This is a genomic window from Enterococcus sp. AMC1157, from assembly GCF_058216555.1.
In genome coordinates this window covers 1,801,583-1,826,059 of the sequence record NZ_CM177099.1, presented here as the reverse complement: position 1 = coordinate 1,826,059, position 24,477 = coordinate 1,801,583, and the positions used below count along the sequence as shown (strand labels likewise).

Genomic DNA, 24,477 nt, shown 5'->3' with positions numbered 1-24,477 from the left:
TTAATAAACGTTCTTCGCTACTAAATATCTAAGTTTTTCACGTAATGAGCATTTTCTTCAATAAAGTTCCGTCTAGGTTCAACTTTATCTCCCATTAACATTTCAAATACTTGGTCTGCTTCAATCGCATCGTCAATACTTACTCGTAGCATCATACGATTTTCTGGATCCATCGTTGTTTCCCATAATTGATGGTCATCCATTTCTCCCAAACCTTTGTAGCGTTGAACAGAAGGTTTTGGTGTCGCAGGTAACGAGCTAATTACTCGTTTTAATTCTTCATCAGCATTTTTTCCTGGTTGTACATAAGTGATATTTTTTCCTTGTTTCACGCCATACAATGGTGGTTGGGCAATATAGACATAACCCGCTTCCACGATTGGACGCATGTAACGATAGAATAAAGTCAATAACAAGGTTCGAATATGGGCACCATCGACATCGGCATCGGTCATAATAACTAATTTATGGTAACGAGCTTTAGCTACATCAAAATCAGCACCAAAACCAGTTCCCATTGCTGTAAATAAGGAACGAATTTCTTCATTGGCTAAAATTTTATCCATGCTAGCTTTTTCAACATTTAAGATTTTCCCACGAATAGGTAATATAGCTTGGTATTCACGGCTACGTCCTTGCTTCGCTGAACCACCGGCAGAGTCTCCTTCGACGATAAATAATTCACATTTTTCAGGATCTTTGCTGGAACAATCGGCTAGTTTACCAGGTAAATTACTGATTTCCAAAGCTCCCTTACGACGAGTCACTTCACGGGCACGTTTAGCAGCTAAACGTGCTCTAGAAGCTAACAACCCTTTATCTACGATTTGACGACCAACTGTTGGATTTTCCATTAAAAATTTAGAAAAATGTTCAGAAAATAGGCGATCCGTTACAGTACGAACTTCTGAATTTCCTAATTTTGTTTTGGTTTGTCCTTCAAATTGAGGATCTGGATGTTTGATAGAAATAACAGCTGTTAATCCTTCACGTACATCTTCCCCTGTTAAGTTTTCATCATTGTCTTTCATCAATTTTTGCTTACGAGCATAATCATTGATGACACGAGTTAAGGCTGTTTTAAAACCAAATTCATGGGTACCACCCTCATAGGTATGGATATTGTTGGCAAAACTTAAAATATTAGAATGATAGCTATCTGTGTATTGAATCGAAACTTCAACAATAATATCTTGTTGTTCCCCTTCTAAGAAAATAGGTTCAGGGAATAAAACAGTTTTGTTGGCATTTAAATGTTCCACATAACTCTTAATTCCGCCTTCATAATGGTATTCACGTAAAACAGACTCTTCTGGGCGACGATCTTCAATCGAAATATGTAGCCCTTTATTTAAAAATGCTAATTCACGAACACGAGTCGCTAATTTATCAAAGTTAAATTCAACTGTTTCTGTAAAAATTTCTGGATCGGGAATAAAGTGAACCTCGGTCCCATGTTTGTCTGTTTCACCAATAATTGTTAAATCAGCGACGACTTGCCCACGTTGGTATTCTTGGTAGTAAATTTTGCCTTCTTTGTGGACTTTCACATCTAAAGAAGTTGATAAAGCATTTACAACAGAAGAACCTACTCCATGTAGACCTCCAGATACTTTATATCCGCCACCGCCGAATTTCCCACCGGCATGCAAAATCGTAAAGACAGTCTCTACCGCTGGACGACCTGTTTTAGCTTGAATATCCACTGGAATACCTCGACCATCATCGGTTACGGTAATACTGTTATCTTTTTCAACAATTACTTGAATTTTAGTCGCAAAACCTGCTAAGGCCTCATCAATTGAGTTATCGACAATTTCCCATACTAAGTGATGTAATCCTTCAGAACTTGTTGAACCAATGTACATACCCGGACGTTTTCTAACTGCTTCTAGTCCTTCTAATACTTGAATCTGACTGGCATCATACTCTTTGGCACGTTCACTTAACAATTTTTCTTCTTCTGTCACTGAGCATTCTCTCCTTCTAATTGACCTTGTTTAACGTAGAAAATTTCAGGCTCTACGGTCATTTTATCTTTTACATGTTCTAACGTGGTTGTCGTTAAAAATGTTTGCACTTTTCCTTCGATTGTTTCTAACAAATGTAACTGACGAGCGTCATCTAATTCACTCATCACATCATCCAAAAGTAAAACTGGATATTCTCCAGTTTCTTCCTTCATCAAATCAATTTCAGCAAGTTTCACACTTAAAGCCGTGGTTCGTTGCTGACCTTGAGATCCATAGGTTTGCACATTTTTATCATTAATTAAAAAAATTAAATCATCTCGATGAGGACCAGCTAAAGTCACTTGGCGAAAACGTTCTTTGCTTTTGACTTTTTCCAATTCCTCACTAAAAGCAGTTCGCAATTCTTCTAAAGTATTCCCACTTGTATCAATGCTAGACACATATTCGATTTGTAAATGTTCTTTGGATTGACTGATCTTTTGGTGTAATTGATTCGCCCAATGTTCCAAGCGCTTTACAAATTTTTGGCGGGCTAAGAGGACTTTGCTTCCAAAATCAAGCAATTGTTCCGTCAAAATATCCAGATATAGCTCATCGGTTTGCTTTTTTTCTGCTAGTTGCTTTAAATATTGATTCCGTTGTTTTAAGACTTTTTGATATTGAACCAAATCGTATAAATATACAGGATCAATTTGACCAATTTCCATATCTAAAAATTTTCGGCGTAATTGCGGACTCCCTTTCACCAAAGATAAATCTTCAGGAGCAAACAAAATCACATTCAATTGGCCAATATAACTACTTAGTTTCTTTTGTTCAATATGATTGACTTTCGTTTTCCGTCCCTTTTTAGTTAAAAAAAGTTCGAGAGGAACCTTCCCATGGATTTTATCCACGCTACCTTTAATTGCTGCTTGGTTGCTTTCCCATTGAATTAATTCCTGCTCGTTAGTTGTTCGATGGCTACGAGTCATCGCCAAAACAAAGATACTTTCCAAAATATTGGTTTTTCCTTGAGCATTTTCTCCTAAAAAAATAATCAAATTTTTGGTAAACTTCAGCGCTAAGTGATCATAATTACGAAAATTTTGAAGCTGAAGGTCATTCAGCCGCATTTTTGTTTGCCTTCTTTACCATAAAAAAAGTACCTGTATCAGGTATCTCAATCATCATTCCATCATAAAGTTTGCGTCCTCGGCGATTTTCGGGCTCACCATCTACAAACACAGTGTTCTCTGCTAGATACCATTTTGCTTGTCCGCCACTGCCGATGACATTGACTTCTTTTAAAACTTGACCAAGTGTCATGTATTCGGAATTTAAAACGATTTTCTCTTTCATTTTCTCCCTCAATTCTGCTTTCAGCATATGTAATTATTATACTCTTTTTAAAGGAATAAAACAAATTTATCCGTATAATTTCCGCTCTAAGAAGATTTAGTTATTTTAGACAAATTTTATTAAAAATAAAAAGAAAGGCTTAAAATCGATTTTAAGCCTTTCTTTTGTTTAATTTTCTTTTCTGACCAAAATTTCATGTTTTTTTCAAAATGAATGAAAATGGTTTTAATTTGTACGAACTGGCGTGATTAATTGGATAAATTCTCCTTGGCCCTCTGAAGGTTCTAAAGTGAATGGACGAATCGCTGAAATAAAGCGAATATTAATCGTCATATCACCAAAAGCACGCAAAGCAGCTTTCATATAATCAGGGTTGAAAGAAATATCTAACGGATCACCCGTCACTTTTTCATAAGTTAAAACTTCTTCGACTTTCCCAATTTCTGGTGAATTTCCATACAACACCACACCATCATCAGCAATATGCAAACGAACAATGTTGTTACGGCCTTCATGTGAAAGCAATGAAGCACGTTCAATCGCAGCTAACAAAGCAGGTACTGCAAATTCAATTTCAGTATTGAAACTATTCGGAATTAAACGATTGGTATCAGGATACGTTCCTTCTAACAAACGAGAATAGAATTTCATATTTTTCGTTTCAAACAAGACTTGGTTATCCATGATGCTGATTTCCACTTCTTCTTCCTCATCTGCTAATGAACGAGAAAGTTCGGTTAAGCTTTTTCCTGGAATTACGATATTGAACGTCTCAGAATCACTTGCTAAAGGAATCACTCGTTGACTCAAACGATGAGAATCTGTCGCTACAGCTAAAAGTTTGTCATTTTCCAAAATCATATGAACCCCAGTTAAAATTGGGCGACTTTCATGTTGAGAAACAGCAAAAACTGTTTCACTAATTAATTTATTTAAGACATGAACGGGGATTTTAATTTGATTATGACTATCGACAACTGGTAAATGTGGATAACTATCTGCATCTAAACCATTCACAGTAAAATTAGCTTTTCCTGAAGTAATTTCTACTTGATCATTTTCAATAACTTCCATTGTGAAATATTCTTCAGGTAGCTTACGAATAATTTCACCAAAGAAACGCGCCTGTAATACAACAGCTCCGGTTTTTTCAATTGTCATTTGTGCTTTTTCATTTTCAACACTTAAAAATGATTCAATAGAAATATCTGCATTGCTTCCTGTCAAAGTTAATCCATTATTGGATAGTTCAATTTTTACCCCTGTTAAAATAGGCATTGTCGTTTTTGATGAAATCGCTCTTTGAACGGTTTGTAATTCTTGGGTAAAGGCTGAACGGTTTAACGTTACTTTCATAATGATGAACTCCTTTTAAATTTAATTTGTAAATAAAAAGATCGTAGTAGTAATAGGTCAGTGGATACTGTGGAAAACTATGGTAAAAGTGAATAATAGCGAGTTTTCCACTTGTGGATAAGGTGTGGATAAGTTTTCCTTATTTTTTTCATTTGTCCACATTAACCTAAAAGTAATCCTTTAATCTCTGAAATCTCATTTTGTAGAATCAAATCAGTTTTTACTAGTTGCTGAATTTTTTCGTGGGCATGAATCACGGTTGTATGATCTTTGCCACCAAATTCGGCACCAATTTTTGGTAAAGAATTATCAGTCATTTCTCTAGCAAGGTACATAGCAATCTGACGAGGAACAACGATACTTTTGACCCGTTTTTTTCCTTTTAAATCTTTTAACTGAATATGATAGTATTTAGCCACTTCTTCTTGAATTTTTAAAATTGAAACCTGGCTCATTGAATGGCTTGAACTTAATGCCTTTAAGGCTTCCGCTGCTAAATTCGTTGTGATATCAGAACTTTGAATGGCTGCAAAAGCCTGTACACGAACCAAAGCCCCTTCTAATTCACGGATATTTGAATCGATTTGACCGGCAATATAACTCAAAGTATCATCAGGAATTTCTAAGTTTTCGGCTTCGGCTTTTTTCCGTAAAATCGCTGTCCGTGTTTCTAGGTCCGGTGGCGTAATGTCTACAGATAGTCCCCAAGCAAAACGAGACACTAAACGTTCGGGTAAAGTCGGAATTTCTTTTGGCAATCGATCACTGGTTAAAACAATTTGTTTATTGTTTTTGTAAAGCTCTTCAAACGTATTAAAGAATTCTTCCTGAGTTCCTTCTTTATTCACTAAAAACTGGATATCATCCACTAGTAGCAAATCAACGGTTCGGTACTCATTACGAAAGTCTTCCATTTTATTCTTTTGAATAGAAGTAATGAAATCATTGGTGAAATTCTCACTACTGACATATTTGATTTTTGCTTGTGGTCGGTATTCCAACATTCGATGGCCAATGGCATGCATCAGGTGAGTTTTTCCTAATCCCACTCCTCCGTAAAAGAATAACGGATTGTACATCGATCCAGGATCTTCGGAAACGACTAAGGCTGCAGCATGAGCCATCTGATTGCCTTTACCAATAACAAAAGTGTCAAAGGTATATTTTGAATTTAACATCGATTTATTTGGAACAATCACTTCATTTGACGTAGGCTCAGTTTTTCCTGCGGGTTTATTTTTATAAGAAGCAGCTTCATCTGCCAAAATAAAAACAGGCAAAATTTCTTCGCCAGTCAACATAAAGGAAGTTTCAAGCACGTTCCCGACTAAATGTTTTTCCCAATAGTCTTTTTGAACTTTGGTAGGAACTTCGATAATTAATTGATTATTTTCTATGGAAAGAGGCGTAACTTTTCTGACCCATGTATCGTAACCAACAGCGGAAAGTTGATTTTTGAGGGCCTTCTTCAGTTCATCCCATATCTCATCTAAAGACGGCATAGCAAATCCTCCTGTAAAAGTATAGATAAAGATAGATAGTACTAATTTATCACGTATTAGAAAAGTTTTCCACAGATTAATAAAGAAATGAGAAGTTTTTTTATTTTTTCCACAATGTGCATAAAAAAAGATAAAAGAATTCACACAGAGGAAAACCACTTATCCACAACCTGAAATAAACTGTGAATAAAATTTTTAGTTAAAAAGTTATACACAACTATGTGTAGATAATAAGCGTTGATATAAAAAGGAAGTAAAGGAGTTGTCCACAAGAAAAAAGCGCGTGTGCATAACTTTTTAGAGGGCTGTTTATATGTGGATAACTGCTGAATAAATCGATAATAACTAAAAAACAGAAAAAAATACTTCACAGAGATATTCGTTGTAAAATAATTTGATTGTGGATAAAAGTAAACTGAGTAAATTAAAAGAAGAAACCAAAAAATCTGTGGAAAAGATCAAATAGAGATATTTATTGTTCGAAAAGATTGGACAATTTTTACTTTTTTTATTGACAAAACTTAGGGTTACTAGTTATACTATCAAAGTATGTCGTGAAGTGATCGATAACAGAGTACTCGTTGGAGGTGGAAATAAATGAAAAGAACGTATCAACCAAATAAACGTAAACGTCAAAAAGTTCACGGATTCCGTAAACGTATGAGCACTAAAAATGGACGTCGTGTATTAGCTAGCCGTCGCCGTAAAGGCAGAAAGGTTCTTTCTGCATAAGCCACTGAACCTCAGTGGTTTTTTTTATACAATCATTTAAGCAAATCAAAAAGCAATCTGAGCGAATCAAAAAGTTCAGATTGCTTTTTTTATGTATTCCATTCTAGTATGGAAAATAAAAACTTCCGGTCCCTCTGTCTGAAAAAGATACTCATTGCAAGAAACCGCTTTGAGCCACCTTTTAGGAGTCTCAAAGCTTTTGGTGTTCAAACACAGTGTAATTCATCCTCATTTGACATTTAAGCTACTTATGTTTAATAAATAAAAAAAGAACATGTAGTTAGAAACTGGAAGGACAAACGGAGAAAATACCTTGTCGTGTGACAAAGAGCTGAATGAATTACTCTGGCTTAGTGTGTGTCGTACTTAGTCAGAGTTTGAACGTCAGCAGCCAAAGAGACTCTGTCAAGAGGCTCGTGGCGGTCTCACACAGCAAGAACATTTTTCGGAGCTTTGTTCTGGAAGTTTCAGTTTTCAGCTAATTTTGCTTTTAAAAATAACCATTCTAAGGGAATTTTTTTGCTTATTTTCGTTTAAAAGATGAATCGGTTACTCAAAATATGGTATTATTGATTAGTGAGTATCTAAGTAGAAGGAAATGATGAAAAGAACATGAGAAAGGCTTATCGCGTCAAAAAAGAAAGTGAATTTCAAAAAGTTTTTCAAGAGGGACAATCCTTTGCAAATCGTAAGTTTGTGGTCTATGTCTTACCTAAAGAACAAGTCCATTTTCGAGTAGGAATCTCTGTTGGGAAAAAAATTGGGAATGCTGTCGCACGTAATGCAGTCAAAAGAAAAATTCGTGCAAGCATTTTTGAAATGAAGGATTCTATTGATCCACAATTGGATTTTATCGTGATTGCCCGCCCTTCCGTTTCAACTTTATCGTCCCAAGAAGTGTACTCGAATTTACTGCATGTATTTAAACTTGCAAAAATAATCAAGTAAGGGAAAGGAAATAGTTTAGTGAAAAAAAGAAAGCGTCTACTATTAACGATTGGTTTAGCTTCGTTGGTAGTCTTATTATCTGCTTGTGGAACGGGAGACGTTTCTGCAAATAGTACTGGATTTTGGGATCGATACATTGTGTATTATTTCGGTGAAGCCATCAAGTGGTTATCTATTGGAGGTTCCAGAGGGATTGGGATTATCCTATTTACTATCGTTACCCGAATTATTTTGTTGCCATTAATGGATTTCCAAAATAAAAGTATGCGTAAAACGCAAGAATTACAACCAAAAGTCAAAGAACTACAAGAACAATATTCTTCAAGAGATACAGCTACACAAGCTAAACTTAGAGAAGAACAACAAAAATTGTACGCTGAACATGGGGTAAATCCTTATGCAGGATGTTTACCATTAGTTATCCAAATGCCAATTATGATGGCAGTTTGGCAAGCAATTTCTCGTGTACCAGAATTAAAAGAAGGTCATTTCTTATGGTTAAATGCTTTGGGCGAGCCAGATCCTTTTTATATCTTACCAATTTTAGCGGCTATCTTTACCTTTGCAAGTTCTTATTTAACAAGCATGGGTCAAGTCGATGCTAATCCTAGTATGAAAATGATGAACTATGTGATGCCTGTAATGATTTTAATGATGGGTCTTAACTTACCGAGTGCCTTATCATTGTATTGGGTAGTCTCTAATGCTTTCCAAGCTGGTCAAACCTTATTAATTAATAATCCATTTAAAATTCGTCGAGAGAGAGAAGAAGTTGCTCAACGCGAAAGAGATCGTCAACGTGCCTTACGCAAAGCACAAAATCCGAAGAAAAAACGTAAAAAATAACGAAGGGAGTATCTGTTATGACAATCTATGAAGCACAAACCACGGAAGAAGCAATTACAAAAGGTCTGTCTGATTTAGGTTTAACTAAAGCTGATGTAAAAATAGAAGTTTTAGATGAAGGTAAAAAAGGATTCTTAGGCTTAGGGAAGAAAAATGCTCAAGTTTCTTTAGAACCGATTGTTGAGGAAGTTGAAGTGGTTGAAGAAATCGTGGAGACGATTAGCGAACCAGAACCAGCTGTAGAAGAAGTTGTTGAAGAACCAGAAGTTGCTGTAACAGCAACCGCGGCTTTAGAAGATTTAGCAGATGAAGAAGCCTTGACTGCCTTGGCTTTATACTTAACAAATATTTCAAACGAATTAAATGCACCAGCAATGGTCAAAATGTCTCGTGAACATGGAGCAGTTGTCTTTCAATTAGAAACTCAAAAACAAGGAATCTTGATTGGAAAACACGGAAAAACTTTAAATGCTTTACAATATCTATCTCAAGTATTCATTCACCGCGTGGCTAAAAACAAATTATCCGTTGTGGTAAATGTTGGCAACTATCGTGAAAAACGTCAAGCGATTCTTCAACGATTAGCAGAACGCACAGCAGAAAAGGTTGATCGTACCGGTCGTCCAGTCTTTTTAGAACCAATGCCAGCTTTTGAACGTAAACAAATTCATTCCGCATTAAGTAAAAAAGACTATGTAACGACTCATTCTGAAGGGGATGAACCTTATCGTTATTTGGTTGTAGAACCATCAAAAAAATATTTCTAAAATGAAACCAGCGATAACTTGAAGTCATCGCTGGTTTTTTGTTGTTATTCATTAGCCACCAATAGTTGATTGAGTAAATTGAACTACGGTACCATAGGCAAAAACTTCAAATGCATGATGACCATCTTTGTTTACATGTTCATGCTCAAAATGGCAATTGATTACGGCATTTGCTCCGTATTCGTAAGCTTGTTCTTTCAGTTTATAAGCGATGTCTGCCAACAATTCGTTTGGATTGTGTCCAGGTTCAAACATGTCCACTTCAATTCGATCTGCGACAAAAACGATGTCTCGAACAATATACGGTTTATTTACATTCCCTGTTGATAGGAGAATTCGGTTTACATTTTCGTTACCGTCTTTTTTATAATTAATTTTCTCAGCCATAATAATCCCTTCTTTCCCACTTTCTATATCTATATTTTAGCTTTTTTCTAGCAAATCCGCAAAACTTAATTGAATATTTGTAAAAAATCATTGTTTTCTTCCTATATAGAGTCGCTCAGCCAAAAAATGACGAATTTTTTAATCTAAATTCAGGTAAAATGCCTATAGATAATTGTAATTTCCTTTGGCAAACTAGAATTTTTGGATTTTAAATTAAAAAAAACTCATTCTGAAATCTGTATTCTAATTTAAATTTAATTTATTTTGAAAACAAATATATCTGATATAGTATATATATTAAGGATACTTCATTATAGGTCAATATTTGTAGTTTCTAGGACATAGATTTGTGCAATAACTAGTAATACAAGTTAATTGAAAATGGGGGGTTAAAGTTATGAATATATTTATACATAATGAAAGAAAAGATTTAATCAAATTTGAAAAAAACATCAAGACCTAAATTTTGCAGAAAAAAAGATGGTATCTGACACTATTGACAAACTAGGTTATACTAAAGCGTCTAAACACGATAAAGTTATGAGAGATTTAATTAAGTCCTTACAAGAATTGTCCATCAGTAATCGTTTATCTAAAAATGGTCAAAAATTATTAAGAAAACTTCAACGTGACCAAGGTATCTTACGAGTAATAACAAGTATGACCTTTGTAAGATACTAATCATTAACTAGAACTATCAAAGATATTCTTCATGAGTAATATACTGGAACGTTGTATCAATTCTGCCAAATTACATACCAAGTAGGTACTGTTCATCCTCTATTCTGTTTTGTTACGCAAGCCAATCGTAGTGAAGCATCAAATTTGTTGTGAAAAGTAACAATCACTAAAGCTAGAAATATAACGAAAATCTTGAAAACTTGTCATAAAGATAAAAATATGCTACTCTATGTCATGAATTTAAGCAGACAAGCAGTCAAAGTGCGAAGTCTACTCATCACGTTTGATGGGTGGAGTGGGCACTTTTTTTGTGTCATAAAGTAATTTTTTCTTAAAAATAATCAACAAGGAGCGAGTAAAGTGGCAGAAATAACCCAAGAATTTGATACAATTGCAGCAATTTCTACTCCGCCAGGTGAAGGAGCCATTAGTATTGTCCGAATGAGCGGTGATCAAGCGATTACGATTGCGGATCAATTGTTTAAGGCAAAACTTCCATTAAGTGAAGTCGCAAGCCATACGATTAATTACGGTCATTTGGTGGATCCAATCAAAGAACAATTAGTAGATGAAGTAATGGTATCCGTTTTGCGAGCGCCCAAAACCTTTACCAGAGAAGATGTCATAGAAATCAATTGTCATGGTGGAATTGTCGTAGTCAATCAAATTTTGCAACTATTATTACGCTCAGGCGCACGTTTAGCTGAACCGGGAGAATTTACTAAGAGAGCTTTCTTAAATGGCCGTGTGGACTTGTCACAAGCAGAAGCAGTTATGGATTTAATTCGCGCAAAGACGGATAAAGCGATGAATCTTGCCTTGAATCAATTAGATGGTAATTTATCGAAATTAATTCGGACACTACGTCAAGAAATCTTACAAACTTTGGCTCAAGTAGAGGTAAATATCGACTATCCTGAATACGATGACGTAGAAGAAATGACCACTCGTTTATTATTGGAAAAAGCGCAACAAGTGCAAGGACAAATTGATGCCTTATTACAAAACGCTCAACAAGGAAAAATTTTACGTGAAGGCTTAAACACAGCCATTATCGGACGACCAAATGTTGGAAAATCTAGTTTGTTGAATTACTTATTGCGAGAAGAAAAAGCGATTGTAACGGATATTGCGGGGACTACTCGTGATGTTATTGAAGAATATGTCAATGTTCGTGGCGTACCGTTAAAATTAATTGATACTGCCGGCATTCGTGAAACAGAAGATATTGTTGAACGAATTGGTGTGGAACGTAGTCGCAAAGCTTTATCAGAAGCGGATTTAATTTTATTAGTTTTAAATCAAAGTGAAGCTTTATCGATTGAAGATCGTCAATTAATTGAAGTAACCAATGGGACGAAACGAATCATTTTATTAAATAAAACAGACTTACCTACTCAATTAGATCGAGAAGAATTAGCTGAATTATTAGCTGGGGATGCAATGTTTGCGGTCTCTGTTTTACAAAATGAGGGCTTAGACCAATTAGAACAAGCAATTGCTGATTTATTCTTTGGTGGACAAACAACAGATAAGGATGCCTCTTACTTATCAAATACCCGTCATATTGCCTTGTTAGAAAATGCATCCCAATCTTTGGGAGAAGTAATGACTGGAATTGAAGCAGGTATGCCTGTAGATTTAGTTCAAATGGATATGACTCGTTGTTGGGATTATCTAGGAGAAGTTGTTGGTGATAGCGTACAAGATGAATTAATAACTCAATTATTTAGCCAATTTTGTTTAGGAAAATAGGAAAGGAAGGAATTTAATGCAAGAATATCAAGGTGGATCTTATGACGTGATTGTTGTCGGTGCAGGACATGCTGGCTCAGAAGCAGCATTAGCCGCAAGTCGAATGGGCAACAAAACATTATTGATTACAATTAATTTAGATATGGTGGCATTTATGCCTTGTAACCCATCTATTGGAGGACCAGCCAAAGGTGTCGTTGTCCGTGAAATTGACGCTCTAGGTGGCGAAATGGGAAAAAATATAGATAAAACTTACATTCAAATGCGAATGTTAAATACCGGAAAAGGTCCAGCAGTCCGTGCCTTGCGTGCTCAAGCAGACAAACATGCTTACGCAACAGAAATGAAACACACTATTGAAAATGAAGACAACTTAACGCTTCGTCAAGGGATTGTGGAACGTTTAATCGTTGAAGAAGGTGTTTGTAAAGGCGTTGTTACCTCAACAGGTGCACGTTATGATGCCAAAGCGGTGGTCATTACTGCAGGAACAGCTTTACGAGGAGAAATTATTATTGGGGAATTAAAATATTCTTCAGGTCCCAATAACTCTCAACCTTCTGTCGCTTTAGCAGATAATTTAAAAGAATTAGGCTTAGAAATTGAACGCTTTAAAACAGGAACGCCACCACGAGTAAAATCAAGCACGATTGACTACAGTGTGACGGAAATTCAACCGGGTGATGAAGCATCAAACCACTTTAGTTTTAGTACGGCAGATGACCAATATAAACAAGATCAGATTCCTTGTTGGTTAACCTATACAAATCCTGGTACCCATCAAATTATTCAAGCAAATTTACATCGAGCGCCAATGTTTACAGGAATTGTTGAAGGTGTGGGGGCACGTTATTGCCCATCGATTGAAGACAAGATTGTCCGTTTTGCTGACAAAGAACGTCATCAATTGTTCTTAGAACCAGAAGGCTTAAATACAGAAGAAGTTTACGTCCAAGGTCTATCCTCTTCCCTACCTGAAGATGTGCAAGAAGATGTATTACACTCGATTGTTGGTTTGGAAAAAGCTCAAATGATGCGTACAGGCTATGCAATTGAGTATGATGTGGTCGTTCCCCATCAACTACGTCCAACTTTGGAAACAAAAGTGATTGAGAATTTGTATACAGCAGGACAAACCAATGGAACAAGTGGTTATGAAGAAGCTGCTGGACAAGGTTTAATGGCTGGGATCAATGCCGGCTTAAAAATTCAAGGCAAAGAACCTTTAGTATTAAAACGTAGCGATGGTTATATCGGTGTAATGATTGATGATTTAGTCACTAAAGGCACCAACGAACCTTATCGTTTGTTAACTTCTCGTGCGGAATATCGTTTAATATTACGTCATGATAATGCCGATTTACGTTTAACTGAAATGGGTCATCAGATTGGCTTAGTTCAAGAAGATCAATATACAGATTATTTAACGAAAAAAACAGCTGTAGAAGATGAAATTGAACGCTTGAAAACCATTCGTATCAAACCAACCAAAGAAGTCCAAGCTTTCTTAGAAGCAAAAGGCTCAGCGTTGTTAAAAGATGGGATTTTAGCCAATGAATTTCTTCGTCGTCCAGAAATTAGTTATATGGAAATTGCGCCATTTATCCCTGCCAATGACCAATTAACTGGTAAAGAAATTGAACAAGTTGAAATTCAAATCAAATACGAAGGCTACATCAAAAAAGCCATGGAAAAAGTGGATAAACTAAAACGTATGGAAGCCAAACGCATTCCAGAAAACATTGATTATGCTGCAATTAATGGCTTAGCAACCGAAGCCAAACAAAAATTACAAAAAATTCAACCAGAAACGATTGCCCAAGCTAGCCGAATCAGCGGTGTAAACCCTGCCGATTTAAGCATTTTGATGGTCTATATCGAACAAGGAAGAATTGCAAAGGTAACTGAAAAATAGTCCTCTACCAGAGGCTATTTTTTTTTGCAGAAAACTAGAGAGTGAATAAAAGTGATTAATTGACAGAATCTTTTAAACACCGTAGACTTGAATTTAACAGTCTCATTTACTAGGAACTCCAAGCTAGTGAGATGGTATGCGTAGAGAAAACTTAATTACATTAAACCGAAATAAGGAGTGTTGATATGATAGACATCGTTCTAATTTTACTATTAATAGTTGTTAGTGTGGGAGTAGTTATTTTCTTGATGCGCTGGCGTTTACGAATGGTTCTGCGTACATCTTTAAAACGCCAAGAAAAACGAGTGGGGAAATTAAGCAATAACCAATTACAAAAGCAGTATCTGCAAACAGTTAAAATGGAAAGTAACAACGTTTTATCGAAAATTATGTTTTTGTTCTATGCTAATGATTATGAGAATTTTTTGACTGAAAGCAAAGAGATTTATCAGAGAGAAATGCAACGTAGAGGGTTATCATAAGTGTTTCACGTGAAACAATTTGAAAATATAGTGTTCTCTACCTCTGCTATAATAGCCAGAATGATAGGCGTTGGGAGTTGAGAAGATGAATGAAATAATTTTAGTAGAGCCATCCATTGAGTATGAAAAAGAGATCCTTGCTTATCGCGATGAGTTTCCAGTTACCGAAGAGGGGATTCACGGAACATCCTCGTTAGCTTCAGTTAAATCAGTGGAACAATGGTTAGAATTGATTAACAACTACAAATATCGAGAAACGGTTCCAGAAAATCTTGTACCAGCCAGGCAATATCTTTTACTGAGGATATCTGACCAAAAAATAGTGGGTATGCTTAATTTTCGTTTAGCATTAAATGACTATTTGTCTAAATATGGTGGTCATATTGGTTACTCAGTGGCCCCTTCAGAGCGTAGAAAAGGTTATGCCGAGAAAATGTTGGCTTTGGCTTTAGAAAAAGCACTAGCATTTGGTCTGAAAAAAGTATTAATCACTTGCAATGATCAAAATATCGCTTCTGCTCGAACGATTGAGAAAAATCAAGGAGTGTTAGAAAATAAAGTGCTCGATCCCAATGACGAACAATTGATTCGTCGCTATTGGATAAGTATTAATAATTAAAATGTATATTTATGCATAAATAAAAAACAACGCATTCACTACTCTTTATGAGCGTGAATGCGTTGTTTTTTATTTAAATTAAACTAAGACACTGTTTTGATGTTGATTTACATGCCAGATATCACGATTGTATTCTGTGATTGTACGGTCAGAAGAGAAGTAACCGGCTTTAGCAATATTGTTGATTACTTTGCTCAACCAAGCATCTTGATCTTCATAGTCAGCTAAGACTTTTTCTTTTACTTCAATGTACTCTACTAAGTCAATTAAAGTCATGAACCAGTCTTTGTTGATTAATTCATTATGCAAACGAGTCAAACGCTCTTCGTTACCTAAAGCTAACATTTCATCACTAACGATAAAGTCTACTAACGGTTGAATCGCTTCTTGTTGGTAATAATCTCTTGCTACATAACCATTTTTATCATAAAGATCGATGATTTCATCACTTTCTTTACCGAAAATGTAGATGTTATCGTCCCCTACTAGTTCGTGAATCTCTACGTTGGCGCCATCTTCTGTTCCTAAAGTTAATGCACCGTTTAACATGAATTTCATATTTCCTGTTCCAGAAGCCTCTTTTGAAGCCAATGAAATTTGCTCAGAAATATCACATGCTGGAATTAGATATTGCGCATGAGTTACATTGTAATTTTCAACCATCACTAGTTGTAAATGTGGACTTACTTCAGAATCATTAGCAATTAATTCAGATAAAGCTAAAATTAAATGAATGACATCTTGTGCGATTGTGTAGGCTGGTGCAGCTTTCCCACCAAATAAAACAGTCAAAGGTCTTTCTGGAATGTTTCCTGCTTTGATATCTAAGTATTTATAGATAACATATAAAGCATTCATTTGTTGACGTTTGTATTCGTGCATACGTTTGATTTGAATATCAAAGATTGAGTTTTCATTTAAAGTCACATTTTGTGTTTGTTCTAAATGATGTTTCAAGCTCAATTTGTTATCAAATTTGATGGCTGCTAATTTTTCTTTGACTTCTTTGTTATCAACATAGTCTAATAATCCAGTTAAATCATGAGAAATACGCCATTGATTACCTAATAGCTCATCTAAATAAGCCGCTAGTTTTTTGTTAGCATCCATAATCCAACGACGGAAAGTGATACCGTTTGTTTTGTTATTGAATTTATTAGGATAGATTTCATAAAAAGCTGTTAATTCAGACTCTTTCAAAATATCAGTGTGTAAAGCAGCTACGCCATTTACACTAAATCCATAGTGAATAGCCAAGTGAGCCATATGCACACGATCAGTGGCATCAATAATATGAACAGCTTCATTTTCAGGATATTTTGTTTTAACGCGAGCATCCAATTCTTTTAATACTACAACGATATGTGGAATAGTTTCTTCCAAGTATGCTAATGGCCATTTTTCTAAGGCTTCTGACAAAATAGTATGGTTAGTGAAAGCTGTCATTGCTTGAACAATTTCAACTGCTTCATCAAATTCAATCCCACGATAGTTCAATTGACTAATCATTTCAGGAATAACTAAAGCTGGATGAGTATCGTTAATTTGAATCACTGCATATTTTGCTAAATCATGTAAATTACTACCTTTTTCAACTGCTTCATCAATGATTAATTGCGCCCCATTGGAAACCATGAAGTATTGTTGATAGATACGCAGTAACTCACCATTGTGGTCAGAATCATCTGGGTATAAGAATAAAGTTAAATTCTTTTGGATATCTGTTTTATCGAAGGTAATGCCCTCTTCAATAATTGTTGGTGTCACTGTATCTAAATCAAATAATCTTAAACGATTACGTTTTGTTTGATTGTATCCTAGGACATCAATGTTGTATAAAGTTGATGTTAATTGGAAGTTTTTGAAAGGCACGTTGAATTTACGTGAGCTTTTAATTACCCAGTCATCCCCAGTTAACCAAGCGTCTTTTTCAGCTGTTTGTTGGTTGTCTTTGAATACTTGGTGGAATAAACCAAAGTGATAATTTAAACCAATTCCATCGCCATTGATACCTAAAGTAGTAATTGAGTCAACAAAACATGCGGCTAAACGACCAAGGCCACCGTTTCCTAAAGATGGTTCATTTTCAGCTTCTTCAATATCCATTAAGCTTTTACCGTGCTCTTGTAATTCAGCATTTACTTCATCGTAAAGTCCCATATTTAGTAGATTGTTCGATAACAATTTACCAATTAGAAACTCAGCAGAAAAGTAATAAACTTTTTTTGTATCACGGTGAAATGGGAAATCATGGGCTTTTGTACGAGTGAAATCAAGCAATACTTTGTATAATTCTTGATCTGTACACTCACTAATTGACTTGTCAAAATTTTTCGTAACGTATTTTTGTAATTGATTCATGGGTTCTCCTCTAATTCTATAATTTTTTAGTTGGCACCGACACAGAAATGTAGTCAGTGCAACCTTATGATAAAATTAATTCTTGTGTTTTGACTAAAAAATAGCTTAGGAATAAAAAATATCTTGAATTATTCTTCAGATTTTTCCTCAGTATTTTTTACTGTATCGGCTTCTTCTTCAGAGATTTCTTCCTTGAAGTTTTCGCTGTTTAGACGGAAATATGTGGTTGTTAAATCCAACAAATCTTCGGTTAATTCAGTGGTTAAAGCATCTTCTCTCATCCGCCATTCCCAGTTTCCGCCGATAGTGCTTGGAATATTCATTCGGGCACTATTATCAAGGTCTAGTAAATCTTGCATAGTATAAATCGCCAAGTAACTAGTTGAAGCAGCGATATTTCGGTTTAAAGCTGCAGCAATTGTTTCATCAGAAGAACGATGTAAATATTTGTCAATTTGTTTTCGTTCTTCTGGGGTTACACTGTCTTGATACCAGCCTAAACCCGTTTCATTGTCATGTGTGCCGACATAACAAATCGAATTTTCAATATAACGATGAGGTAAGTAGGTGCTATCCTCCCCGTTGAATGCAAATTGTAAAACTTTCATTCCAGGAAATTCAGTTGCATTGAGCATATCGATGACTTCTTGAGTCAAAAATCCTAAATCTTCTGCAATAATATTTACTTCACCAAGGACTTCACGGACTTTTTGGAATAATTTGATTCCAGGTCCTTGTACCCATTGTCCTTTGATAGCATTTTTATGATCTGCTGGAATTTCCCAGTAAGATTCAAAACCTCGAAAGTGATCAATACGAATCATATCGTACAGTTTTAGACTCTCTTCAATTCGACGAATCCACCAATCATAATCATTTTCTTCCATGAAGTCCCAATCATAGATCGGATTTCCCCATAGTTGTCCCTCTTCAGAAAAAGCATCTGGTGGGCATCCAGCGACAACAGTTGGTTTTAAGTCATCTGTTGTACGGAAATAGTGTGGAGTGGTCCACATTTCGACACTATCACTAGCAACGTAAATGGGTATATCTCCCACAATATCAATATGATTATTGTTTGCGTAGTCTTTTAAAGCTAACCATTGTTTGTTAAAGAAGTATTGCGTGACACGATGGTAGGTCATTTCAGCCGCTAATTGTTCACGGTAAAGATTTAAAGCTTCTGGTTGACGTGTACGAATATCATCATCCCACTCAAACCAAGGTTTTAAATCGAAATGTTCCTTCACAGCCATGTATTCAGCAAAAGGATCTAACCATTCGGAATGGATGGTTATAAAGGTTTCATAGTCTGTTAAATTGTCTTGTTCAATAAAATTTTTAACTGCTTTTTCTAAAATAGGCCGTCTTGCTTGGAATATACGTCCATAATCAATGTATTCTAGACTATCTCCGAAGTGGATATGTTGAAAATCATCAGCTTCTAATAATCCTTCCTGAGACAGCAACTCAAAATCAATAAAATGTGTGTTTCCAGCAAAAGCTGAAAATGATTGATAAGGAGAATCTCCATAGCTGGTAGTACCCAAAGGTAAGATTTGCCAATAACTTTGGCCAGATTTCACTAAGAAATCAACAAATTCATAGGCTGATTGCCCAAAAGTTCCGATTCCTTGAGTATTAGGTAATGATGAAACGTGTAAAAGCACGCCGCTTGATCTTTTCATGTGTTAAGTTCCCCCTTGAGAATAGAGATGTTTTATTAATAAAAAATAAGTGCAAAACAATATTACGATGGAAGTCCACTATTCTATTATAAAGGTAAGCGCAACCATTAGCAATATATCATTGTTTAGAAGAAACAATGCCATTAAAAAATCCAAGCAATTTAAGAATACAATAAAAAAGAGCGCTTGTATAGGCAATTTTAAGTATGAAGCGCTACCTCTGTTGATTTAACAAGGATTTGAAATAAAAAACCAGTGGGAAACAAGGAAATATTGAAAGATTATTTGACAAAGTAAATGTGAATCGTTGAGGGATTATTAGTCTTTATTTACTGAATATAATCTCTAAATAACGCATTTTGGATCAATATTTTTTGTGAAATTGAGTAAATACTTTGAGAGAAATTAGAATGAACTTGTCTATAGAAGTAGTTTGTAAATATTCTGACGTTTCACGTGAAACAATGGAGGAAAATACTGTTTTTCTTTAAAAATAAAAAAATTAAGACAATTAGAAATAGCGTAAAAAATTCACAAAAACTTTTTTGTATGTTTGTATACTGATGTTATTTTATGAGACAAAACAACTCTTTTTTTCGTTATATAGAAGTAGAGACTAAATAAAGTAAAAGGAGAATTACAATGAAACGATTAAAATTTGTTTTTTTAACTAGTGAAGGTAAACGACATCATTTTTATCCTAAGCTAAAGACCGATAAATTAACTAACAGTGACATAAAATCTGTTGTAGAACAGTTTTTAGAAATCCAAAGCCAGCATCCTATTCCGGGTGTTAATCTATTTGATAAGATCGAAAAAGTAGTTTGGGAAGAAAAAAACACGAAACACTTATTTAAAACAAAAGGAAAAGCTATCTATATTCCATCAGGCGAAAATGCATAAATATTCATTTTGTCCTACCTTAATTAGGATGGTTTTCACAATGCGGGTTTTATGATGTTTCACGTGAAACATCAACGTTTGCTATTTTGAATGAATAAACGTATGATATCAAAGTAGTTTTAGAAACGAGGGATAAAAATGGAACCTGTGATTTACCCACATCAATATTTTGCTATAAAAAAACAAGTATTGCATTTAGTAAATGATTATCATTCGGTGAATGATCAAAATGTCATTAAAACTGTTCAAGCTTTGGCTTTAGAGAAGATTAATCAAATTGTTCCGCAAACAATTTCTGAAATAGAGGAATTAAAAACATATATTCTCGATAAGACACTGACAAGAGCTCAAGTTGAAACCTATTTCGAGAACTTAAAAGGAATTGTTATTCCTTTCAAAGAACCATCAAACAAACAAGTAGAGAAAGTTTTTAGAAAAACCAAAAAGCTAAAGCTACCTAATTGGGATACTTTAGCGATGGATGAACATTCGTATGTTGGCTGGAATGATCCTGGCAGTCAAAAGAAATTTATTCTCTATTATCAAGACGAAAAACTACAAGGATTGTCTGGTTCAATAAATCCAAATATTATTAAAAATGTTTGCGCGATTTGTCAGAAAGTATCTCCTGTAGCTATGTTTTTAACAACCACAAAAACAAGTGGTGATGGGACCTACACAAAAAAAGGGAACTACATTTGTGCAGACAGTGAACAGTGTAATCAACAATTACAGGAAATGACCCATTTCAATAAGTTTGTTGAAGAGATGAAAAAATAAAAAAAGCATTGATTTTCTATTATGAAGAGAATCAATGCTTTTTCTATTTTTATTTATCTAAGGACTGCTCTTCAATACAGGAAGATCTAGCTAGAAGTATTTTTCTAAGAAAAGATGTAATGAAAGAGTCTATTTATCATCATTTAGATAAATTAGATAGTGATATGTATCAAATACTGAAAAGTAATAAAGATCGTTTATTTGAAAAATACAATATCACTACATAACCCTCAAAACTGAAAAGAAAGACCCCTATGGTACAATATTTATAATAAACAATAAGGGGGAGATGAAGTAAAAAAGTTGAACGTAAAGAGTTTTATTTGGTTGGGAAGAGCACTGTTTTCAGTTGGTTTGAAGGCTTGTGGAAGTGAAGGATCGGATACGACGGTAACTACAGGAGAAAGCGTAGATAGTTCGGAGCAAGTCATTGAGACACCTCAAGCACGACTGCAACAAGTAATCAATATCAAACCCAATTACAGCGTAGATGTAGAGTAAGAACAAAAAGCCCGTTCCGATTGAACGGGCTAATTACATAAGGAGTGGATTAGTTAAACAAAGTATTTTGATAACGAGAATAAGATTTTTTAATTTTATCGTATAATTTTGGATAAACTTTGCTAACATTGCATAAAACTTTGACTCCTAAATCAAAATTATTAACTGCACTTATTTTGCTAGTCCTAGAATACGTACACCATTTTTCTCTGATCTTGCATCAAAAAAACCACTACTCCACGTATTTCCACTCCTCACCCTTCATCTTCCCAATACAGCTCATCCAAAATCCTGATTAACTTGCGGACCTCTTGATTCAACATCGCACTCTTTAAATAGGCATATTGAATATAAAAGATTTCCTTATCTTCAGGGACTAGCGGTATTTTCACTAAGCCTTCCATTTCTTGAAATACGGGAAATTCCGTCATCAAGGTAATGCCGATATTGGAACTGACCAACTGACCAATCGTCTGAACGTCTGAAAAATAAAAGGGGACTTCCGGTTTCTTCTTTGATTTCTCTCTTAAATTCTGAAAGGCGCGCATGTGGGTATAGCCTTTTTCCAGCAAGATAAAGGGATATTCGGCAGCTTCTTCAAATGAGATTTCCTTTTTTCCTGCCAATGGGTTTTCTTTTGACACAAAGATAAAAAACTCTTGCTGATGCAATAATTTCACCTGCAGATTCGGGTGGACGAGGGGATTGACACTACCCAGCAAGCTAAAATCGATTTTTCCTGATAATAGTTTTGAAAGCAATTCATTGGATCCCCCAGATACCAAGTGAAATTTCGAAATAAAGCGGATGATCTCTTTTTCATCTAAGAGTTTTGAAAAGACTTTGGAACGAATAATCGGTGGCAGGCCGATGTGGGTCCGGTTGTTTTTGGCATGGTCGATGGCTCGGTCCAAGGTCACAAATTCATCTAAGATATACTGTGCATGAGCCTTCAAAATTTCCCCCTCCGTCGTCAATGAGATGGAGCGATGCGAGGCTTCTCGCACGATCAAATCACAGCCATAATGCTCTTCCAAGCGTTTAACAGCGTAGCTGACGGTTGGTTGACTGACGGCAAATTTATGCGCTACTTGGGTAAAAGAAAGCATATCTGCCAAAGAGTTAAAGTATTCTAAATCTCGTATATTCATCGTCTGATTCCTCCCTTAACCGGTTTAAACTAGCAGCGGTTTTGTTATAAATAATTTTTATTATACCACCGATAGTTGACTATAACTCTGTCCGGGGATTAAAGTAGCTAATGGAAATGAACGAGTACTCAAAATATATCCATTGGAGGAACATAATGAAAGCACATGACATTTTAAACAACCCATTTTTAAACAAAGGAACCGCGTTTACACAAGAAGAACGAAAAGAACTAGGATTGATCGGTTTATTGCCCCCACATGTGCAAACGATCGAAGAACAAGCAGAACAAGCCTATTTGCAATATGTCACCAAAGAATCAGACATTGAAAAACGTCACTTTTTAATGGAGATCTTTAATACCAATCGGACATTGTTCTACTATTTATTCAACCAACATATCGTTGAATTCAATCCGATCGTCTATGATCCAACGATTGCTGATACCATTGAAAATTACAGCCGCCTATTCGTTGATCCTCAATATGCAGCGTACTTAGATATCAATCATCCAGAGAATATCGAAGAAACGTTGAAAAATGCCGCTGGCGATCGGGACATTCGCTTGATCGTAGCCACAGATGCTGAAGGGATTCTTGGGATTGGTGACTGGGGTGTCCAAGGTGTCGATATTTCTGTCGGTAAATTGATGATTTATACAGCAGCTGCTGGGATCGACCCTGCTTCTGTTTTACCAATCGTGATCGATGCTGGTACCAACCGTAAAGAATTGTTAGAGGATCATTTGTATCTAGGCAATCGGCAAGAACGTGTTTACGGTGATGCCTACTACCAATTCATCGATCAATTTGTTCAAACGGCAGAATCGTTGTTCCCTAAACTTTACTTGCATTGGGAAGACTTTGGCCGTTCAAATGCTGCAACGATTTTGGACAAATACAAACAAACAATTCCAACTTTTAACGATGACATCCAAGGAACGGGAATCGTTGTACTTGGCGGTATCTTCGGTGCACTGGATATTACAGGTGAAAAATTAACGGATCAAGTCTACTTATGTTATGGCGGTGGTTCCGCTGGTGCTGGGATTGCCAGTCGAGTCCATGCGGAAATGGTAAGCGAAGGTCTTTCAGAAGAAGAAGCCTACAATCATTTCTTTATAGTTGACAAACAAGGGCTTTTGTTCGATGATATGTCCGATTTGACTCCTGCACAAAAACCATTTGCCAAAAAACGGGCTGACTTTGCCAATGCTGGCGATATGACGCAATTGATCAATGTCATTAAAGTAGCAAAACCAACGATTTTGGTCGGTACCTCAACCAATGCGGGTGCCTTTACCAAAGAAGTTGTGGAAGCGATGTGTGAAAACACTGCTCGTCCAGTGATTTTCCCTATCTCGAATCCAACCAAAAAATTAGAAGCGACGGCTGAACAAGTGATCGAATGGTCTGATGGAAAAGCCTTTGTGGCAACCGGTGTCCCTTCAGGAACGATCCAATACAAAGGAGTCGACTACCAAATCGGCCAAGCAAACAACGCCTTGATTTATCCTGGTCTAGGTTTAGGTATGTTGGCTTCAGAAGCCTCTCTCTTGACCGACGAAATGATTGGTGCCGCTGCTCACTCATTAAGTGGTTTGGTTGATTTGAGCCAACCCGGAGCACCTGTTCTTCCACCATTTGAATACGTTGCGGACGTTTCTATCAAAGTGGCTGAAGCAGTTGCCAATAAAGCCAAAGAACAAGGACTAGCCCAAGTGCAAGAAACCGATATGGCAAAAGCTGTCCAAAATCTTAAATGGTATCCAACATACTAGGAAGGTCTGAA

At 35.7% G+C, this 24,477-nt stretch carries 22 protein-coding genes; 13 read left to right on the top strand and 9 right to left on the bottom strand.

Annotation, left to right across the window (positions count from 1 at the left end; genetic code table 11):
* Window positions 1-20: 20 nt before the first annotated feature.
* From gyrB to dnaA, 5 genes are all read right to left on the bottom strand, one after another.
* Complete coding sequence (gene gyrB, locus AC4BBX_RS08705) at window positions 21-1,970, bottom strand: DNA topoisomerase (ATP-hydrolyzing) subunit B (protein ID WP_490453474.1); 1,950 nt, start codon at window positions 1,968-1,970, stop codon at window positions 21-23.
* On the bottom strand, window positions 1,967-3,088 hold the full coding sequence (gene recF / locus AC4BBX_RS08700) for a DNA replication/repair protein RecF (RefSeq protein WP_490453473.1): 1,122 nt from the start codon (window positions 3,086-3,088) through the stop codon (window positions 1,967-1,969). Before recF ends, gyrB begins: the two co-directional genes overlap by 4 nt.
* Window positions 3,075-3,314, bottom strand: coding sequence for a S4 domain-containing protein YaaA (gene yaaA, locus AC4BBX_RS08695; protein WP_490453472.1), 240 nt, complete (start codon window positions 3,312-3,314; stop codon window positions 3,075-3,077). Before yaaA ends, recF begins: the two co-directional genes overlap by 14 nt.
* Window positions 3,315-3,539: 225 nt before the next feature.
* Window positions 3,540-4,670 carry a DNA polymerase III subunit beta gene (dnaN, locus tag AC4BBX_RS08690; protein ID WP_490453471.1) on the bottom strand — a complete coding sequence of 377 codons (1,131 nt, stop codon included), beginning with the start codon at window positions 4,668-4,670 and terminating at the stop codon, window positions 3,540-3,542.
* A gap of 161 nt (window positions 4,671-4,831) precedes the next feature.
* Window positions 4,832-6,172: a chromosomal replication initiator protein DnaA gene (dnaA, locus tag AC4BBX_RS08685; protein ID WP_490453470.1), complete on the bottom strand. Its 1,341-nt coding sequence runs from the start codon at window positions 6,170-6,172 to the stop codon at window positions 4,832-4,834.
* Window positions 6,173-6,769: 597 nt separating this feature from the next.
* On the opposite strand from dnaA, the gene rpmH reads away from it, so the two are divergent.
* From rpmH to jag, 4 genes are all read left to right on the top strand, one after another.
* A complete protein-coding gene (gene rpmH, locus AC4BBX_RS08680; RefSeq protein ID WP_002293121.1) occupies window positions 6,770-6,904 on the top strand; it encodes a 50S ribosomal protein L34 in 135 nt (44 codons plus the stop codon).
* Window positions 6,905-7,516: 612 nt separating this feature from the next.
* Window positions 7,517-7,852, top strand: coding sequence for a ribonuclease P protein component (gene rnpA, locus AC4BBX_RS08675; RefSeq protein ID WP_490453469.1), 336 nt, complete (start codon window positions 7,517-7,519; stop codon window positions 7,850-7,852).
* 18 nt (window positions 7,853-7,870) lie between these two features.
* Window positions 7,871-8,698, top strand: coding sequence for a membrane protein insertase YidC (gene yidC / locus AC4BBX_RS08670; RefSeq protein ID WP_490453468.1), 828 nt, complete (start codon window positions 7,871-7,873; stop codon window positions 8,696-8,698).
* Between the two features lie 17 nt (window positions 8,699-8,715).
* Window positions 8,716-9,465, top strand: coding sequence for an RNA-binding cell elongation regulator Jag/EloR (gene jag, locus AC4BBX_RS08665; protein ID WP_490453467.1), 750 nt, complete (start codon window positions 8,716-8,718; stop codon window positions 9,463-9,465).
* 51 nt (window positions 9,466-9,516) lie between these two features.
* On the opposite strand, the gene AC4BBX_RS08660 is transcribed toward jag, so the two are convergent.
* A complete protein-coding gene (locus AC4BBX_RS08660; protein ID WP_490453466.1) occupies window positions 9,517-9,852 on the bottom strand; it encodes a heavy metal-binding domain-containing protein in 336 nt (111 codons plus the stop codon).
* A gap of 480 nt (window positions 9,853-10,332) precedes the next feature.
* Here AC4BBX_RS08660 and AC4BBX_RS08655 point away from each other — a divergent pair, with 480 nt between their 5' ends.
* From AC4BBX_RS08655 to AC4BBX_RS08635, 5 genes are all read left to right on the top strand, one after another.
* Window positions 10,333-10,533, top strand: coding sequence for a hypothetical protein (locus AC4BBX_RS08655; RefSeq protein ID WP_490453465.1), 201 nt, complete (start codon window positions 10,333-10,335; stop codon window positions 10,531-10,533).
* A gap of 360 nt (window positions 10,534-10,893) precedes the next feature.
* Window positions 10,894-12,288 carry a tRNA uridine-5-carboxymethylaminomethyl(34) synthesis GTPase MnmE gene (mnmE, locus tag AC4BBX_RS08650; protein WP_490453464.1) on the top strand — a complete coding sequence of 465 codons (1,395 nt, stop codon included), beginning with the start codon at window positions 10,894-10,896 and terminating at the stop codon, window positions 12,286-12,288.
* 16 nt (window positions 12,289-12,304) lie between these two features.
* A complete protein-coding gene (mnmG, locus tag AC4BBX_RS08645) occupies window positions 12,305-14,203 on the top strand; it encodes a tRNA uridine-5-carboxymethylaminomethyl(34) synthesis enzyme MnmG (protein ID WP_490453463.1) in 1,899 nt (632 codons plus the stop codon).
* Between the two features lie 185 nt (window positions 14,204-14,388).
* Window positions 14,389-14,685 carry a hypothetical protein gene (locus tag AC4BBX_RS08640; protein WP_490453462.1) on the top strand — a complete coding sequence of 99 codons (297 nt, stop codon included), beginning with the start codon at window positions 14,389-14,391 and terminating at the stop codon, window positions 14,683-14,685.
* Between the two features lie 85 nt (window positions 14,686-14,770).
* The gene (locus tag AC4BBX_RS08635; protein WP_490453461.1) at window positions 14,771-15,304 is read left to right on the top strand and encodes a GNAT family N-acetyltransferase; all 534 of its coding nucleotides are present in this window, start codon (window positions 14,771-14,773) and stop codon (window positions 15,302-15,304) included.
* Between the two features lie 78 nt (window positions 15,305-15,382).
* On the opposite strand, the gene AC4BBX_RS08630 is transcribed toward AC4BBX_RS08635, so the two are convergent.
* Together AC4BBX_RS08630 and malQ are read right to left on the bottom strand one after the other, a co-directional pair.
* Window positions 15,383-17,665 (bottom strand): glycogen/starch/alpha-glucan phosphorylase, encoded by a 2,283-nt coding sequence (locus tag AC4BBX_RS08630; RefSeq protein WP_490453460.1) that lies wholly within the window; start codon window positions 17,663-17,665, stop codon window positions 15,383-15,385.
* Between the two features lie 128 nt (window positions 17,666-17,793).
* The gene (gene malQ, locus AC4BBX_RS08625) at window positions 17,794-19,353 is read right to left on the bottom strand and encodes a 4-alpha-glucanotransferase (RefSeq protein WP_490453459.1); all 1,560 of its coding nucleotides are present in this window, start codon (window positions 19,351-19,353) and stop codon (window positions 17,794-17,796) included.
* Between the two features lie 642 nt (window positions 19,354-19,995).
* Between malQ and AC4BBX_RS08620 the strand changes: the two genes are divergently transcribed.
* From AC4BBX_RS08620 to AC4BBX_RS08610, 3 genes are all read left to right on the top strand, one after another.
* Complete coding sequence (locus AC4BBX_RS08620; RefSeq protein WP_490453458.1) at window positions 19,996-20,256, top strand: hypothetical protein; 261 nt, start codon at window positions 19,996-19,998, stop codon at window positions 20,254-20,256.
* A 138-nt stretch (window positions 20,257-20,394) separates the two neighbouring features.
* Entirely contained in the window at window positions 20,395-21,036 is a 642-nt protein-coding gene (locus AC4BBX_RS08615) for a FusB/FusC family EF-G-binding protein (RefSeq protein WP_490453457.1), read from the top strand.
* A 303-nt stretch (window positions 21,037-21,339) separates the two neighbouring features.
* Entirely contained in the window at window positions 21,340-21,537 is a 198-nt protein-coding gene (locus AC4BBX_RS08610) for a hypothetical protein (RefSeq protein WP_490453456.1), read from the top strand.
* A gap of 254 nt (window positions 21,538-21,791) precedes the next feature.
* Here the strand turns inward: AC4BBX_RS08610 and AC4BBX_RS08605 are convergent, their stop codons facing one another.
* Window positions 21,792-22,688 (bottom strand): LysR family transcriptional regulator, encoded by an 897-nt coding sequence (locus AC4BBX_RS08605; RefSeq protein WP_490453455.1) that lies wholly within the window; start codon window positions 22,686-22,688, stop codon window positions 21,792-21,794.
* Between the two features lie 116 nt (window positions 22,689-22,804).
* Here AC4BBX_RS08605 and AC4BBX_RS08600 point away from each other — a divergent pair, with 116 nt between their 5' ends.
* Window positions 22,805-24,466, top strand: a complete 1,662-nt coding sequence (locus AC4BBX_RS08600) for a malolactic enzyme (RefSeq protein WP_490453454.1) — start codon at window positions 22,805-22,807, stop codon at window positions 24,464-24,466.
* The last annotated feature ends 11 nt before the right edge of the window (window positions 24,467-24,477 follow it).

Coding starts and splice junctions, on each gene's coding strand:
- AC4BBX_RS08615 (WP_490453457.1), top strand. CDS start 20,395: ATGGAACCTGTGATTTACCCACATCAATATTTTGCTATAAAAAAACAA.
- AC4BBX_RS08605 (WP_490453455.1), bottom strand. CDS start 22,688: ATGAATATACGAGATTTAGAATACTTTAACTCTTTGGCAGATATGCTT.
- rnpA (WP_490453469.1), top strand. CDS start 7,517: ATGAGAAAGGCTTATCGCGTCAAAAAAGAAAGTGAATTTCAAAAAGTT.
- recF (WP_490453473.1), bottom strand. CDS start 3,088: ATGCGGCTGAATGACCTTCAGCTTCAAAATTTTCGTAATTATGATCAC.
- AC4BBX_RS08630 (WP_490453460.1), bottom strand. CDS start 17,665: ATGAATCAATTACAAAAATACGTTACGAAAAATTTTGACAAGTCAATT.
- jag (WP_490453467.1), top strand. CDS start 8,716: ATGACAATCTATGAAGCACAAACCACGGAAGAAGCAATTACAAAAGGT.
- rpmH (WP_002293121.1), top strand. CDS start 6,770: ATGAAAAGAACGTATCAACCAAATAAACGTAAACGTCAAAAAGTTCAC.
- dnaA (WP_490453470.1), bottom strand. CDS start 6,172: ATGCCGTCTTTAGATGAGATATGGGATGAACTGAAGAAGGCCCTCAAA.
- AC4BBX_RS08655 (WP_490453465.1), top strand. CDS start 10,333: ATGGTATCTGACACTATTGACAAACTAGGTTATACTAAAGCGTCTAAA.
- malQ (WP_490453459.1), bottom strand. CDS start 19,353: ATGAAAAGATCAAGCGGCGTGCTTTTACACGTTTCATCATTACCTAAT.
- AC4BBX_RS08640 (WP_490453462.1), top strand. CDS start 14,389: ATGATAGACATCGTTCTAATTTTACTATTAATAGTTGTTAGTGTGGGA.
- AC4BBX_RS08620 (WP_490453458.1), top strand. CDS start 19,996: ATGAAACGATTAAAATTTGTTTTTTTAACTAGTGAAGGTAAACGACAT.
- AC4BBX_RS08660 (WP_490453466.1), bottom strand. CDS start 9,852: ATGGCTGAGAAAATTAATTATAAAAAAGACGGTAACGAAAATGTAAAC.
- AC4BBX_RS08635 (WP_490453461.1), top strand. CDS start 14,771: ATGAATGAAATAATTTTAGTAGAGCCATCCATTGAGTATGAAAAAGAG.
- mnmG (WP_490453463.1), top strand. CDS start 12,305: ATGCAAGAATATCAAGGTGGATCTTATGACGTGATTGTTGTCGGTGCA.
- AC4BBX_RS08600 (WP_490453454.1), top strand. CDS start 22,805: ATGAACGAGTACTCAAAATATATCCATTGGAGGAACATAATGAAAGCA.
- dnaN (WP_490453471.1), bottom strand. CDS start 4,670: ATGAAAGTAACGTTAAACCGTTCAGCCTTTACCCAAGAATTACAAACC.
- yaaA (WP_490453472.1), bottom strand. CDS start 3,314: ATGAAAGAGAAAATCGTTTTAAATTCCGAATACATGACACTTGGTCAA.